Annotated in this window: 13 protein-coding genes; 10 read left to right on the forward strand and 3 right to left on the reverse strand. The window is 69.3% G+C overall.

Annotated elements, in window-relative coordinates:
• Nucleotides 1–68 precede the first annotated feature (68 nt).
• Complete coding sequence (gene idi / locus ACWEPL_RS13190) at nt 69–653, reverse strand: isopentenyl-diphosphate Delta-isomerase (RefSeq protein WP_452436209.1); 585 nt, start codon at nt 651–653, stop codon at nt 69–71.
• A gap of 106 nt (nt 654–759) precedes the next feature.
• On the opposite strand from idi, the gene ACWEPL_RS13195 reads away from it, so the two are divergent.
• Nucleotides 760–2,064: an MFS transporter gene (locus ACWEPL_RS13195; RefSeq protein WP_363978827.1), complete on the forward strand. Its 1,305-nt coding sequence runs from the start codon at nt 760–762 to the stop codon at nt 2,062–2,064.
• On the opposite strand, the gene ACWEPL_RS13200 is transcribed toward ACWEPL_RS13195, so the two are convergent.
• Nucleotides 2,015–3,415 (reverse strand): CCA tRNA nucleotidyltransferase, encoded by a 1,401-nt coding sequence (locus ACWEPL_RS13200; protein ID WP_452436210.1) that lies wholly within the window; start codon nt 3,413–3,415, stop codon nt 2,015–2,017. The two genes, ACWEPL_RS13195 and ACWEPL_RS13200, sit on opposite strands and share 50 nt — an antisense overlap.
• Before the next feature lie 231 nt (nt 3,416–3,646).
• Between ACWEPL_RS13200 and ACWEPL_RS13205 the strand changes: the two genes are divergently transcribed.
• The 8 genes from ACWEPL_RS13205 to trxA all read left to right on the forward strand — a co-directional run bounded on the left by ACWEPL_RS13205 (nt 3,647) and on the right by trxA (nt 12,498).
• Nucleotides 3,647–4,096, forward strand: a complete 450-nt coding sequence (locus ACWEPL_RS13205; protein ID WP_452436332.1) for a YbaK/EbsC family protein — start codon at nt 3,647–3,649, stop codon at nt 4,094–4,096.
• 50 nt (nt 4,097–4,146) lie between these two features.
• Nucleotides 4,147–6,282, forward strand: a complete 2,136-nt coding sequence (locus ACWEPL_RS13210; protein ID WP_363978819.1) for a DUF6049 family protein — start codon at nt 4,147–4,149, stop codon at nt 6,280–6,282.
• On the forward strand, nt 6,279–7,886 hold the full coding sequence (gene murJ, locus ACWEPL_RS13215; RefSeq protein ID WP_363978816.1) for a murein biosynthesis integral membrane protein MurJ: 1,608 nt from the start codon (nt 6,279–6,281) through the stop codon (nt 7,884–7,886). Before ACWEPL_RS13210 ends, murJ begins: the two co-directional genes overlap by 4 nt.
• Before the next feature lie 165 nt (nt 7,887–8,051).
• Entirely contained in the window at nt 8,052–9,563 is a 1,512-nt protein-coding gene (locus ACWEPL_RS13220) for a protein kinase family protein (protein WP_363978813.1), read from the forward strand.
• Between the two features lie 15 nt (nt 9,564–9,578).
• Complete coding sequence (sigM, locus tag ACWEPL_RS13225) at nt 9,579–10,214, forward strand: RNA polymerase sigma factor SigM (RefSeq protein WP_350724202.1); 636 nt, start codon at nt 9,579–9,581, stop codon at nt 10,212–10,214.
• Nucleotides 10,204–11,103: an anti-sigma factor family protein gene (locus tag ACWEPL_RS13230; protein ID WP_452436211.1), complete on the forward strand. Its 900-nt coding sequence runs from the start codon at nt 10,204–10,206 to the stop codon at nt 11,101–11,103. The genes sigM and ACWEPL_RS13230 overlap by 11 nt, the downstream gene beginning before the upstream one ends.
• Before the next feature lie 133 nt (nt 11,104–11,236).
• Nucleotides 11,237–12,169, forward strand: a complete 933-nt coding sequence (gene trxB, locus ACWEPL_RS13235; protein WP_363978807.1) for a thioredoxin-disulfide reductase — start codon at nt 11,237–11,239, stop codon at nt 12,167–12,169.
• Between the two features lie 14 nt (nt 12,170–12,183).
• On the forward strand, nt 12,184–12,498 hold the full coding sequence (gene trxA / locus ACWEPL_RS13240) for a thioredoxin (RefSeq protein ID WP_350724208.1): 315 nt from the start codon (nt 12,184–12,186) through the stop codon (nt 12,496–12,498).
• A 162-nt stretch (nt 12,499–12,660) separates the two neighbouring features.
• Here trxA and ACWEPL_RS13245 read toward each other — a convergent pair whose 3' ends face one another.
• Nucleotides 12,661–13,188 carry a GNAT family N-acetyltransferase gene (locus ACWEPL_RS13245; protein ID WP_452436212.1) on the reverse strand — a complete coding sequence of 176 codons (528 nt, stop codon included), beginning with the start codon at nt 13,186–13,188 and terminating at the stop codon, nt 12,661–12,663.
• A gap of 245 nt (nt 13,189–13,433) precedes the next feature.
• Between ACWEPL_RS13245 and ACWEPL_RS13250 the strand changes: the two genes are divergently transcribed.
• Nucleotides 13,434–14,780, forward strand: a complete 1,347-nt coding sequence (locus tag ACWEPL_RS13250; protein WP_452436213.1) for an aminotransferase-like domain-containing protein — start codon at nt 13,434–13,436, stop codon at nt 14,778–14,780.
• The last annotated feature ends 119 nt before the right edge of the window (nt 14,781–14,899 follow it).

Consider the following 14,899-nt stretch of genomic DNA (forward strand, 5'->3'; position numbering starts at 1 on the left):
GGGCGCGCGACCCCCCCCCCCCCCCCCGCCGCCCCCCCCCCCACCCCGGGGGCCCCCCGCCGCGCTGTCTACGGGCGGGCGGCCGGGGGCAGCTCGGCGGGCGAGGCGGGATGCCAGGCCAGCGGGTCGGCGCCGAGGTCGGCCAGCAGCGGCACCTGCTCCTGGCACCAGGGCGAGACGGCCAGCAGCCCGTTGCGCACCCCCTCCGCGAACTCCTTCCACGGCATCCACATCGTCTCCCCCACCTCGGCGGGGTTGGGGACGACGGGCGAGGTCACGGTGACGCGGTAGACCGGGCAGAGCTCGTGCTCGACGATCCCGTTGGCCATCTCGGCGCGGTAGGAGAAGGCCGGCAGCATGAGGTCGACGCGGTCCATCGTGAGCCCCAGCTCGTAGGAGAGCCGGCGCTCGACGGCCCGCTCCAGGGGCTCGCCCGGCAGCGGGTGGCCGCAGCAGCTGTTGGTCCAGATCCCCGGCCACGTGAGCTTGCTGTCCGCTCTCCTGGTGAGCAGCACCCGGCTCTCGTGATCGAAGACATAGCTGGAGAACGCCAGGTGAAGGGGTGTCTCGCGACCGTGCACCGCCAGCTTGGGCGCTGTCCCGAGTGCGTGGCCGTCGCGGTCGACCAGCACAACGTGTTCCTCAGTCGTCACGCTATGAAGCGTACGAGACACGGTGACCGTTCGGAACCCACGGCCCACCTGCCGCAGCACGACTCTCGCGCATCCTAGGCGATGGGTGGAGGGCTAGGCTGGCCGCGTGTCATTTGTGGCCGACCTACGCGTGGTCCTGCGAGGCGAAGATTTCCGGCGGTTGTTCGCCACCCGGCTGATCTCCCAGTTCTCCGACGGGATCTTCCAGTTCGGGGTGGCCGGGTTCGCCTTCTTCAGCCCTGAAACCAAGACGACGGCGCTCGCGGTGGCCGCCGGGCTGGCGGTGCTGCTGCTGCCGTACAGCGTGCTCGGGCCCTTCGTGGGCGTGTTCATCGACCGCTGGTCACGACGGCAGATCCTGGTGATCGCGCCGATCGTGCGCGGCGCGCTGCTGGTGGTCGCGGCGGCGCTGGTCGCCGCCGACGTGCCGGACACGGTCTTCTACGGGGCGGCGCTGGCCGTGCTGGGCGTCAACAGGTTCTTCCTGGCCGCGCTCGGCGCCTCGCTGCCGCACGTGGTGCCTGCCGACCGGCTGATGGCCGCCAACGCGGTCGTCCCCACGTCGGGCACCGTGGTCACGTTCGTGGGCGTGGGGCTCGGCTACCTGCTGCGCAAGGTGTTCGGCGCCGAAGACTACGGCGTGGCGCTGCTCCTGGTCGTCTCGGGCGTGGTGTTCGGCCTGAGCGCGCTGGTCGCGCGGACGATGGACCGCGGGCTGCTCGGCCCGGAGTCCGACCCGAGCCGGCCGCAGGCGCGCGACGCCCTGCGCAACGTGGTCGGCGGCCTCACGGACGGCGCCAGGCACCTGGTCAAGCACCGCGTCGCGGCCTCCACCATGGGCGCGATGGCCGCCCACCGCTTCTTCTACGGCATAGCCACCGCGCTCGGCATCATCCTCTACCGCTACTACTTCTACAACGGCGACGCCGACGCCGCGCTGAGCGGCGTCAGCCTGGTCGTGGCGACCTCCGGCGTCGGCTACGCCATCGCCGTCGTCATCACCCCGTACGCCACCGAGCGGTTCACGATCGAGCGCTGGGTGCCGATCGCGCTGACGACGGCCGGGCTGCTGACGGCGGCGCTGGTGCTGCCGTTCCAGGAGTGGGGGCTGCCGGTGGCGGGGTTCGTGCTGGGCGTGGCCGGGCAGAGCGTCAAGATCTGCGCCGACACCACGGTCCAGCGCGACGTCGAGGACATCTACCTGGGCCGGGCGTTCTCGATCTACGACATGCTCTTCAACGGCATGTACGTCCTCGCCGCGGCCCTGTCGGCGGCCATCCTGCCCGCCGACGGCAAGTCCTACACGGCCGTCGTGATCGCCGCCGTCGGCTATCCCGTGGCCGCGCTGGCGTACCGGATGATCACACGCCCGCGTCGTTCGACCTCGCCCACTCCAACAGCGCCTCGGTAGCCGCCTCCTTGCCGATCACGCCCTTGTCGAGCCTGATCTCCAGCAGGAACTTGTACGCCTGCCCCACCACCGGCCCCGGCCCGATGCCGAGGACCCGCTGGATCTCGTTGCCGTCGAGCTCGGGCCGCATCTTGGCCAGCTCCTCCTCGTCGGCGAGCCTGGCGATGCGCTCCTCGAGCTGGTCGTAGGTCCGCGACAGCGCCGTGGCCTTGCGCTTGTTGCGCGTGGTGCAGTCGGCCCTGGTCAGCTTGTGGAGCCGGTCCAGCAAGTGGCCGGCGTCGCGCACGTAGCGGCGTACGGCGCTGTCGGTCCACTCCCCCGTGCCGTAGCCGTGGAAGCGCAGGTGCAGCTCGACCAGCCGCGCCACATCCGCCACCACGTCCTTGGGGAACTTCAGCTCCGTCATGCGCTTCTTGGTCATCTGCGCGCCGACCACCTCGTGGTGGTGGAACGACACCCGCCCGCCCGTCTCGTGGCGGCGCGTCTTCGGCTTGCCGATGTCGTGCAGGAGCGCCGCCCAGCGCAGGATCCGGTCGGGCTTGCCGTCCTCCTCCTGCGCGATGGCCTGGTCGAGCACGGTCAGCGTGTGCTCGTAGACGTCCTTGTGCCGGTGGTGCTCGTCGATCTCCAGCCGCAGCTTGGGCAGCTCGGGCAGCACGTGCGCGGCCAGCCCGGTCTCGACCAGCAGCCGCAGGCCCTCGCGCGGGTTGGCGCCGCAGACGAGCTTGTCGAGCTCCTCGCGGATGCGCTCGGCCGAGACGATCTCGATGCGCCCGGCCATCTCGGTCATCGCCGCCACGGCGCCCTCGTCCACCCCGAACCCGAGCTGCGAGGCGAACCTGGCGGCCCGCAGCATGCGCAGCGGGTCGTCGCCGAAGGACCGCTCGGGGGTGCCCGGCGTGCGCAGCACCTTGGCCTTCAGGTCGTCGAGCCCGCCGTACGGGTCGACGAACTCGTGGCCCGGCAGCCGCACCGCCATCGCGTTGACCGCGAAGTCGCGCCGTTCGAGGTCCTCTTCGAGCGTCTCGCCGTACATGACCTCGGGCTTGCGCGACTTCGGGTCGTACGACTCGTTCCGGTACGTCGTGATCTCGATCAGCCAGCCGCCCTTGCGCAGGCCCACCGTGCCGAAGTCGATGCCGATGGTCCACACGGAGTCGGCCCAGTCCCTGACGAGCTCCAGGACCCGCTCGGGGCGGGCGTCGGTGGTCAGGTCGAGGTCGTTGCCGATGCGGCCGAGCAGCAGATCGCGTACGGGGCCGCCGACGAGGGCCAGCTCGTGGCCCTGCTCGGCGAACAGGCGGCCGAGCTCGTCGGCCACCGGAGCGATCTTGCGGAACAGGTCCGTCATGGCCCGCCGTTGGCTGTCAGTCAGAGTTGAGTCGGACAAGCGGGTAGGTCCTTCTGGGAGCATTCCGGAACATATCCCCCGAGCCACACCAGGTCCGGGTTACCGTCGGTCCAAGGACCGTCGGGGGCCAGGGAACGAGGCAAGGAGGACTATATGAAGGACGCCCTCGCGATCCACCGCTGGCTCCTCGCCCACCAGGTCCATCATGAGATCGTACGCCTTCCGCGTCCCATGACATGCGCGGAAGATCTGCCTGAGGCGGTCTCCGCTGCACCGAGCAGGTGCCTGATGGTCACAGTGCTCGAGGTCGCCACGAGGGTCGGCCGCGAGGTCGTCATCGCGGTCACCACCCCCGTGTCGGCGCCGCCACCGGTGGGAGCCGTCGGCGGAGTGCTGGGCGTGCGCCGGGTTCGACCGGCTCCGGTCCACGTGGTCAACGCGGCCACCGACTACGCGAGCGGGCTGGTGTGCCCGCTGCTCCTGCCCGAGCCGCTGCCCAAGTTCATCGACGACCGGCTGCCGGCCGACTTCCTGGCCGACGGCGGGCCGGTCTACACCGCGACCGGCGAACGGCATACCGCCCTGACCCTGCGCGCACTCGACCTGATCGCACTCCTGCCAGGCAAGATGGTCGACCTCAGGGCGAAAGGAACACGTGAGGCGGTCGCGCGGCGGCACTGAGCCCGTACCATTGCGGGCGTGTGTCGTCGTCCTCCAGCTTGGGCATTCGCGTGATCCGTAAGGCCACGCTGCTCGCCGCGCTGCTCGCCCTCACCGTGGTGGCGACCGCGCCCGGCGCGGCTGCCACCACGTCCGCGACGGCGAGCAGGCAGACCCTGGCCGTGTCGATCTCGTCGATCTCGCCTCAGGTGCCGACCGCGCAGACCGATGTGATCAAGTTCACCGGCACGCTCCGCAACGACAGCGGCGCGCCGCAGAGCGGCCTGCGCGTCCGCCTGCGCTACACGCCGCAGAAGCTCCCCGACCGCGTCACCATGGCCGCCTACCAGACCGACCAGAACCCCGCGACGCTGCCGTTCCGCGCCTCGCTGAGCTCGTTCATGGACATCCCGGCGCTGGCCGCCGGCGCCCAGGCGCGATGGGAGTTCACCGCGACGCCCGTGCAGCTCGGCTACGGCTCGTTCGGGGTCTACCCGGTGGCCGTGGAGGTGGTCCAGAACGGCCTGCAGGTCATGACGCAGCGCACGTACCTGACCTACGCGCCGCCCACGGTGCCGAAGCTGCCGCGCAACAAGCTGGCCATCGCCCTGCCCGTCATCGACCAGCCGCACCGCGGGACCGACGTCGACCCGAAGACCCGCACGCCGCTGTTCGTGAACGACAAGCTGAGCCAGTCGATCACCGGCAAGGGCCGCCTGGCCGACCTGGCGCGCATCGCGCAGGCCGCGCCCAAGGCCGTCACCTGGTTCATGGAGCCCTCGCTGCTCGACGACCTTGACGCCATGAAGAACAAGTACCTGGTCAAGGTCAAGGACGAGACGCAGGAGAAGCCCGCCAACCCCGAGGCCGCGAGCTGGCTGACGACCATGCGCACCGCGCTGGCCGACTCTCCCGTGGTCGCGGTCCCGTACGCCGATCCCGACGTGGCCGCGCTCGCGCACCAGGGGCTGGACACGCAGACCGGCCGGGCGATCGAGCTGGGCAGGCAGAAGGCCGCCGCGCTGCTCCAGCGCGAGGTCAAGACCAATATCAACTGGCCGCCCGGGGGCGTGCTCGACGCCGACGCGCTCGACCTGCTCTCGGTCAGCCTCCCGGCCGGCAAGGAACGGGTCGACACGGTCCTGCTCAACTCCACCAACCTGCCGCCGCAGCCGCCCGTGCCGTTCTCGCCCGACGCCGCCTCCACGCTCGACTCGGTGAACGGGCCCGTCACCGCGCTGGTCGCGGACGCCGAGCTGAGCAAGCTGTTCGAGCCCGCGGCGCCCACGTCCGTGCTGCTCAGCACGCAGCGGTTCGTCGCCGAGACCGCCATGATCGCCGCGGAGGCCGGCCAGACCTCGCCCAGGTCCCTCGTCATCGCCCCGTCGCGCCGGTGGGACCCCAACCCCACGCTCGTCAACGCGCTGATGAAGACCGCGGACAACCTGCCGTGGCTGCGGCTGACCCCGCTGGAGTCGATCAAGCCGACCAAGCTGTCGGTCCCGCGCGCCGGGCTGACCTACAGCGACCAGGACCGCAAGGAAGAGCTGACCGCGAAGTACCTCGACCCGGTCAAGGGCATCGCGTCGAATGCGCAGCTCACTTCCCTGATCACCGAAACGAGGACGCCGTCGAGCTTCGACGCGGCGGTCCTCCGGCTGACCTCCTCGGCCTGGCGCAACAGCACCCGCGCGGGCCGCGCGGTGACCAAGCTGGTCCGCGAGGCGGTGACGGACCAGACCGACAGGATCCAGATCACCGGAGCGGGCCCCAGCTGGACGCGCACGCTGGCGGGCAGCAACGGCGCGGTCCCGATCAGCGTCAAGAACGAGCTGGGCGTGCAGATCGCCCTCTACATCGACGTCACGTCCAACAACCCCGAGCTGTTGCAGGTCAACTTCGACCAGCGCGGGCCGATGAAGATCGGCCCGCGGCAGAGCGGCACGGTCCAGGTGCCGATGAACGCCGCGGCCGGCACGAGCGGCGACGCGACGGTGACCGTGCAGCTCAAGACCTCCGACAACCAGCCGTACGGCAAGCCGCAGCGGCTGACCATCCGCATCACCGGCTACACCGGGATCGCCTCGGTGATCGTGGGCGCCGCCCTGACCGTGATGCTCGCCGCCGTGGTGATGCGAGTGCTGCGGCGCAGGTCGGAGCGGAAGCTCGCGCACGCGGCCAAGACCCGGGAGAATAAGATCGTATGAGTCGCATGCTTCGGGCCAGCGCCATCATGGCCGCGGGCACGATGGTGTCCAGGGTCACGGGGTTCGTGCGGACCATGGTGCTGGCCTACGCCATCGGCACGAAGGCGCTGGGCGACTCCTACAACGCGGCGTACGCGATCCCGTACAGCATCCTCGACCTGCTGCTGCTCGGCGTGTTGAGCAGCGTCGTGGTGCCGATGATCGTCCGGGCCCAGCAGCACGACGCCGACGGCGGCCGGGCGTACGAGCAGCGGCTGCTGACGCTCTCCGGGGTGGCGCTGATCGTGGTCGCGGTGGTGGCGGTGTTCGGCGCGCCGCTGCTGATCGACCTCTACACCGACTGGGCGCCGGGCAGCCCCAAGTTCGAGGTCGCGGTCACGCTGGCCCGCTTCATCCTGCCGCAGCTCGCGTTCTTCGGCGTGGGCGCGGTGGCGGGCGCCATCCTCAACACCCGCGACCGTTACGGCGCGCCCATGTGGGCGCCGGTGGTCAACAACCTGGTCGTCATCTGCGTGTTCCTGGCGTACGCCATGGTCGGCGGCGAGCGCGACAACATCGAGCAGATCAGCACCGGCGACATGGCGCTGCTCGGGCTGGGCACCACGGCCGGCATCGTGGCCCAGGCGGTCATCCTGATCGTGGCGCTCAAGCGGGTCGGGTTCGTCTTCGTGCCCCGCTTCGACGTGCGCAACGCGCGGCTGGGCGAGATGGCCAGGGCAGGCGTCTGGACGATCGGCTACGTGATCGTCACCCAGCTCGGCTTCATGCTGACCACCAACCTGGCCAGCGCGGCCGGCGACGTGGTCGAGGGGCACGGCATCAGCCCCTACACGCTGGCGTTCCAGCTCTTCCAGCTCCCGTACGGCGTCATCGGCGTCTCGGTGATCACCGCGATGCTGCCCAGGATGAGCCGGGCCGTCGGCGAGGGGCGCTTCCACGACGTGCGGAGCGAGTTCGGGTCGAGCGTGCGGCTGATCTGCTCGCTGATGGTGCCGGTGTCGCTGCTGCTCATGGTGCTCGGGCCGGCGATCACCGTGCCCATCTACGGCCACGGCGCCAACAGCGTCGCGGACGCCGTCTACATCGGCAACGTGCTGCAGGTCTACGGGCTCGCGCTGGTGCCGTTCGCGCTGTTCCAGTTGTTGCTGCGGGTCTTCTACAGCTTCGGCGACACCCGTACGCCGGTGTTCATCGGCGCGGCCACCACGGCGGCCAACGCGGCGCTCATGCTGGTGTTCAACGCGTTGCTGCCGGCCCGGTACCTGGTGATGGGGCTGGCGCTCGCGTACGCCATCGCGTACGCGCTGGGCGCGGTCGGGGCTTGGTTGCTGGCCAGCCGCCGTGTCAGAGGGCTGGGTGGCTGGACCATCGGCATGGCGTTGACCAGGATGTATCTGGCGGCTCTGCCCACCGCTGTGGTGGCGCTCGCGGCGGTTTGGGTAGTCACGGGGGTGTTCGCCGGGCTAGGGTTCGTCAATTCGCTGATCGTTCTCGCGGTCGGCGGGGGCCTCGGGTTGCTGCTCTATCTAGGCGTCGCGCACAGAATGCGCATCCCCGAGGTCAATTCCATCGTTGGGATGGTCGCTGGGCGGGTAGGCCGGTAAAGAACGCGGGCCGAATCCACTCGGCACTAACATGGAGCCGACACGCGCGAATGGAAGCAGGAGGGGCGTGGGCGGATCCACCCGGCATAGCGTGCCTTCGTGGGACACCACCACGCAGGTGAGTCGAGTCATGAACACGCCCGATCGGCCAAGCGGAGTGAACCTGTGAGCACGTCGGCCGTCGAACCCGGCACCCGTCTGGCCGAGCGCTTCCGGCTCGAGGACCGCGTCAGCGAGTCCGACGGAGCCACGCTCTGGAAAGCAATCGATGAGATCCTCGCGCGTCCCGTGGCCGTCCACACCTTCGCGCCCGACTTCCCCCGCGTCCACGAGGTGGTCACGGCCGCCCGCGCCGCGAGCAGGCTGACCGACCCGCGCCTGACGCAGGTTTTCGACGCCGCGGAGGACGACAAGGCCGCCTACGTCGTCAGCGAGTGGGTCACCGGCGAGTCGCTGACCGACCTGCTCGCCTCCGGCCCGCTGGATCCCGAGCGCGCGGCGGGGCTGGTGGCCGAGGCCGCCGAAGCGCTCGCGCACGCCCACGAGGCCCAGCTCTACCACCTGTGCCTGCGCCCCTCCCACCTGGTGTGGACGACGGGCAACACGGTCAAGGTGCTCGGCGTGGCCGTCGATGCGACCCTGTACGGGCTCACCACCGACCAGCCGGCGCTCGACGACGCCGAAGGGCTGGGCCGGCTGCTGTACGCCGGGCTGACCGGTCACTGGCCGGGCGACGAGGAAGAGGGCGGCCTGCCCGCGGCCCCCATGACCGACGGCCACTTCTGCACGCCCCGGCAGGTCACCGCCGGCGTGCCGAGCTACCTCGACACGGTGACCGTGCGCGCGTGCCTGCCCGAGTCCCGCAGGGGCACGGGCGCGCTGGCCAGCCCGTCCGACGTGGCCGAGGCGCTGTCCGGCGTGGCCAGGCCCATGCCGATCCCGATCTCCTACCCCTCGACCCCCGCGGTGGCCTCCGCCTCCCACACCGAGGGCCTGGACCTCGTCCACCGGCAGCAGCTCACCGTCCCGCAGAGCCCGCCCCCGCCGCCGCGCCGTCCCGCGGGCGGCGGCAGCACGCTCAACCGCGTGCTGATGACGCTGGTCGTGCTGCTCGTCATCGCGGCCGTCGGCGTCGGCGCCTGGACGATCGGCCGCAGTCTGGGCAGCCCGACCAAGCCCGAGGCGTCGGGCTCCAGCCCCAGCACCTCCACGTCGGCCTCGGCCGAGGCCCAGACCGTCAAGCCGAAGAAGGCCCAGGGCTTCGACCCGCTCGGCGACAACAACGAGAAGCCCGAGATGGCCGACCTGGCCATCGACGGCAAGCCCGGCACGCTGTGGAAGACGGAGCGCTACACCAGCGCCGACCTGGGCAATCTCAAGAAGGGCGTCGGCCTGCTGCTCGACATGGGCAAGTCCATGCAGATCAGCGACGTGGTCGCTACGCTGTCCGATGCCTCGGGCGCGTCCGTCGAGCTCAAGGTGGGCGACTCACCCGATCTGTCTGCACTGAAGACGGTGGCGACCGCGAAGAACGCCGCAGGTAAAACCACTCTTACCCCTGATCAACCGGCAACTGGACAGTACGTTTTGATCTGGTTTACCCGGGTTCCGATGGATGGCGGCGAGTTTCATGGCACCATCTATGAAGTAGTGGTGCACTCTCCCGGATCGGCATAACCAGGAATCTCTCTTGTGAACTCCCCACCCGAGACACCCTCAGCAGCGGAGCGGCCGGCGATCACAGACGCCGAGCTGCTGACCGCGCACATCAACGGGGACCCTCACGCCTTCAGCGAAATCGTCAAACGGCACCGCGACCGCATGTGGGCGGTCGCCCTGCGTACGCTCGGTGACCCCGACGAGGCCGCCGACGCCGTGCAGGATGCCTTCGTCTCCGCATATCGCAAGGCCGCCACGTTTCGCGGCGAGGCAGCCGTCACGACCTGGCTCCACCGGATCGTGGTCAACGCCTGCCTCGACAGGATGCGCCGTAAATCGGTCAGGCCCGTCGCCGACGACGAGCTGATCGAGGCCGCTGAGCGCGAGACTCCCCTACCCGACCAGACCGTCGAACGCGAAGTCTCCATGGAGGTTTCGGCCGCATTGAAACTCCTGCCCAGCGACCAGCGGGCGGCTCTCGTCCTCGTCGACATGATGGGTTATTCGGTCGAAGACGCAGCTCAGGTGCTCCAAGTGCCGAGCGGCACGGTCAAGAGCCGGTGCGCTCGAGGGCGCGCGAAACTTGCCCCAATTCTTTCCCATCTGCGGAACCGATCGGACCTCAATCGCGTCTCATCCGCGAAGGGAGCAGAACTTCGTGACGGGTGATACGCACTACGATCTGGACATCCTGGCCGAGCTGGCCGAGGGTCTCCTAGACGTCGACACGGCGCGCCGGGTCCGCGAGCATCTCGCGGTCTGTGACCCATGCGGGGAGCTACTGGCAGACCTGGCGGCGGTTCGCGAGGTGCTCGCGGCGACCCCCACACCGGCCATGCCGATGGGTGTCGCACTGCGCATCGACAAGGCTTTGGCCGCCGAGGCGGAGTTCCGGCGGGGAGGTGTCGGCCTCGTTGAGGCGCCCGACTGGGACGAGCTCATGCGGGACGCCCCATGGGAACGACCGGTCGAGGTGGCCGCTGAGGCGGCTCCCGAGCCGGTGCGGCTGGGCGTCGTCTCCGACGACGGCACGATCGTCCCGGCCAAGCCCTCTCGCAGACGCAGATGGGCGATGCCCGCGATCGCGGCCGCGGCGGCGGTCGCCGTGGTGGGCACGGCGGTGGCCTCCACCGGCCTGCTCGCGAGCGGCGGCGGCGGGGGCGGCGGCCGCGACGTGATGGCCGGCGGCGTGACCGAGACCTCCGTGGTCCCCTCGACCCCGGCCAAGGTCCCCACGATGGCCAGGTCCTACGGGTTGACCGACAGCGGCCACAACTACAGCGACCAGGACCTGCGCCAGCCGCTCGAAGGCATGTTCGGCTTCCAGCGCATGGTGCAGGGCGGCTCCGACGACGACGGCAAGGTCGACAAGTGCGTGAAGCGGGTCTCGAGCCGCTCCAGGCTGCCGGCGTACGCGGTCGACCAGGGCCAGTACAACGGCCAGGAGGCCCTCGTCGTGGCCTCGTGGAAGGACAAGGCCAGCCAGAGGCTGCGCATCGACATCGTCGACCCGTTCAACTGCAAGAACCTGCGTAAGCCCACACTGGGCCGCTGGTAAAGGACATACACGTCAGAGCCCGCCTCGGCGGGCTCTTTCGCTTTGTGCGAGCGTTGTGTGTAGGGCAGGGAATCAGGGCGGCCTAGGATCTGTTGACGCCGGTGCAACAGCAGACGAGGAAGGCGTGGGAGCGTTGAGCGACGTTCGTAACGTGATCATTATTGGATCCGGCCCAGCTGGCTACACCGCGGCCGTCTACTCCGCGCGCGCCGAGCTCAAGCCGCTGGTCTTCGAGGGCTCCGTGACAGCCGGCGGCGCCCTCATGAACACCACCGATGTGGAGAACTTCCCGGGTTTCCCCGACGGCATCATGGGCCCCGACCTCATGGACAACCTGCGCAAGCAGGCCGAGCGGTTCGGCGCCGAGCTGGTCACCGACGACGTGGTCGAGGTGGACCTGGAGGCGAACCCCAAGGTCGTCAAGACCCACAGCGACACCTACTACGCCAAGTCGGTCATCCTGACGATGGGCTCCGGCTACCGCGAGCTCGGTCTGGTGAACGAGAAGCGCCTGTCCGGGCATGGCGTGTCCTGGTGTGCGACGTGTGACGGCTTCTTCTTCCGCAACAAGGACATCGTGGTCGTCGGCGGCGGCGACACGGCGATGGAGGAGGCCACGTTCCTCACCAGGTTCGGCCGCATGGTGACGGTGGTGCACCGCCGCGGCGAGCTGCGCGCCAGCAAGATCATGCAGGAGCGGGCGCTCGCGAACGACAAGATCCGTTTCGTCTGGGACTCCGAGGTCGTCGACGTGCTCGGCGACAGCCGCGTCGAGGCCGTGCGGCTGCGTAACGTCAAGACCGGCGAGGAATGCGAGCTGGCCACCGACGCGTTGTTCATCGCGATCGGGCACGACCCGCGCACCGATCTGGTCAAGGGGCAGATCGACCTCGACGAGGACGGCTACATCAAGGTGGCCTCGCCGTCCACGGCGACCAACATCGACGGTGTGTTCGCCGCGGGAGACGTTGTCGACCACACCTACCGTCAGGCCATCACCGCTGCCGGCACCGGCTGCTCGGCCTCGCTCGACTCCGAGCGCTGGCTGGCGAACAACGAGAAGTGAGTAAGGAGCGCACCGTGAAGGCTGTCACCGACGCCTCTTTCGAAGCCGACGTCCTCAAGAGCGACAAGGCCGTGCTGGTCGATTTCTGGGCCGAGTGGTGCGGGCCGTGCCGTCAGGTCGCCCCCATCCTGGAGGAGATCGCCAAGGAGCACGGCGACAAGCTGGAGATCGTCAAGCTCAACATCGACGAGAACCCCGACGTTCCGCGCCAGTACGGTGTGCTCCAGATCCCCACGATGAACGTCTACCAGAACGGCGAGGTCGTGAAGCAGATCATCGGCGCCAAGCCGAAGGCCATGCTGCTGCGCGAGCTCGACGGCATCATCTAGCCCGCCCTCCCGCGGCGCGCGCCCGGCCCCCCGCCTCTGGCGGGGGGCTTTCGCGTTCTCCCGGTCTTGTACGGCGGCCCCGCTTGTACGGCCCCGCTTGTACGGCCCCGCTTGTAGTACGGCACGGCCCTGTGCGGCCGCTTGCGCGGCCCTGTGCGGTCGTCAGACGGGACGAAGCGCCCGTTCTGGACTCATGGAGCCCAGGAGTCGCTCCAAAGCCACCTCGACGTCCTCACGCCACGAGACGGCGGTCTTGAGCTCCAGCCGGAGCCGCGGAAAACGCAAATGCGGACGAACCGTCTTAAAACCAACAGAAAGGAAGTATTCCGCCGGAACTACGCAACTAGGCTCTTCCCACTTGAGGTCGCCAAAAGCTTCAATGGCTTTCACGCCACGCCTGGTCAGGTCTTTGGCCACGCCCTGGATCAGCATCCGACCCAGCCCGCCACCCGAGAACTCCGGAATGATGTGCGCGGTCATCAGCAGCACGGCGTCGGCGCTGACCGGCGAGGTGGGGAAGGCCACGGACCGGGGACTGTAGAGCGGCGGGCTGTAGAGCACGAACCCGGCAGGCACCCCGTCGACATAGGCGATTTTCCCGCAACTGCCCCACTCGAGCAGCGTGCCGGAGAGCCACGCCTCCTTCTCCAGCCCAGGATCCCCCGACCGAACCGCCCGCTCCCCGCTCATGGGGTCAAGCTCCCAGAACACGCACCGCCTGCAGCGATGGGGCAGATCTTCAAGATTGTCCAGGGTTATGTTGACCAGCCGACGCGACAACTACGGCCCCCTGTCGTTGACCCGGAAAAGCGCGCGAAAACCGCGTCCACAGGTGGCATCGTAGCCCAGTGAAGATACCGCCAGCGGACACCACGACGGTCGAGCCCGTCACGGGCGACATGTCCGGTTAGCGTAATCTGGTATTTCAGTCCGATATGACACCTAGGAGGTGGGCCGTGACAGGAGAGCTGGATCACGGTCAGGCACCCGCGACCCAAGGGTCGCGCATCGACGCTTACGTCGATCGGTACGCCGCGCGAGCTACCGGGATGGTCGCCTCCGAGATCCGAGCTCTTTTCGCCGTCGCGTCGAGGCCCGAGGTGGTCTCGCTCGCGGGCGGCATGCCGTACGTCACGGCTCTTCCCCTCGACATGGTCGGCGAGCTGGTCTCCGACCTCGTCACCAAGCGCGGCCCCGTCGCGCTCCAGTACGGTTCCGGCCAGGGTGACCCGCACCTGCGCGAGCAGATCTGCGAGGTCATGCGGCTGGAGGGGATCAACGCCGGGGCGGACGACGTGGTCGTCACCGTCGGTTCGCAACAGGCCCTCGACCTGATCACCCGGATCTTCATCGACCCGGGCGACGTGGTGCTCGCCGAGGGGCCCTCGTACGTGGGGGCGCTGGGTACATTCGCCGCCTATCAGGCCAAGGTCGTTCATATCGCCATGGACGATCAGGGCATCGTGCCCGAATCCCTCGCCCAGACCATCTACGCGCTGGAGACGGCCGGGGCTCCCATCAAGTTCCTCTACACGATCCCGACCTTCCACAACCCGGGCGGCGTCACCCTGAACATCGCCCGGCGGCAGCAGGTGCTCGACATCTGCCAGCGGGCCGGGGTGCTGATCATCGAGGACAATCCGTACGGACTGCTCGGCTTCGACGGGGAGCCCATGCGCGCCCTGCGCGCCGACAACCCGGACGGCGTGGTCTACCTGGGGTCGTTCTCCAAGACGCTCGCCCCCGGCTTCCGCGTCGGCTGGGCGCTGGCCCCGCACGCCATCCGCGACAAGCTTGTGCTGGCCATGGAGTCGGCCGTGCTGTCGCACTCCTCGTTCACCCAGCTCGCCGTGGGCCAGTACCTCGCCACGCAGCCCTGGCGGGAGCAGATCAAAACGTTCAAGGAGCTCTACCGAGAGCGCCGCGACGCGCTCCTGGACGCGCTCGAATCCCTGATGCCGCCCGAGGTCACCTGGACGCGACCCGCGGGCGGCTTCTTCGTGTGGGCGACCCTTCCCGAAGGGCTCGACTCGAAGGCCATCCTGCCGCGGGCGGTGGCCGAGCGGGTGGCGTTCGTACCGGGGACCGGGTTCTTCTCGGACGGGAGCGGGGCGCGGCACATGCGGCTCTCGTACTGCTTCCCCGAGCCGGACCGGATCCGGGAGGGAGTGCGGCGGCTGGCCGGCGTGATCGACCAGGAGATGCAGCTGAGGGACACGTTCGGCACCAGCTCGGCCCGCGACCACCAGGGCGTCGACACCCCTGGCCCCGACCTGGCCTGACCACCGTCTCCAAGGGGGCCGGCGCCGCCTCACCGCTCCGCCGGCCCCACCAAGCCCGGTCCTCCGGACTCGGCCACCCCCTGCACTGATCACCCTCTTCAGGACCAGCCAGGCTTCAC

The sequence above is a fragment of the Nonomuraea sp. NPDC004186 genome (genome assembly GCF_053603495.1).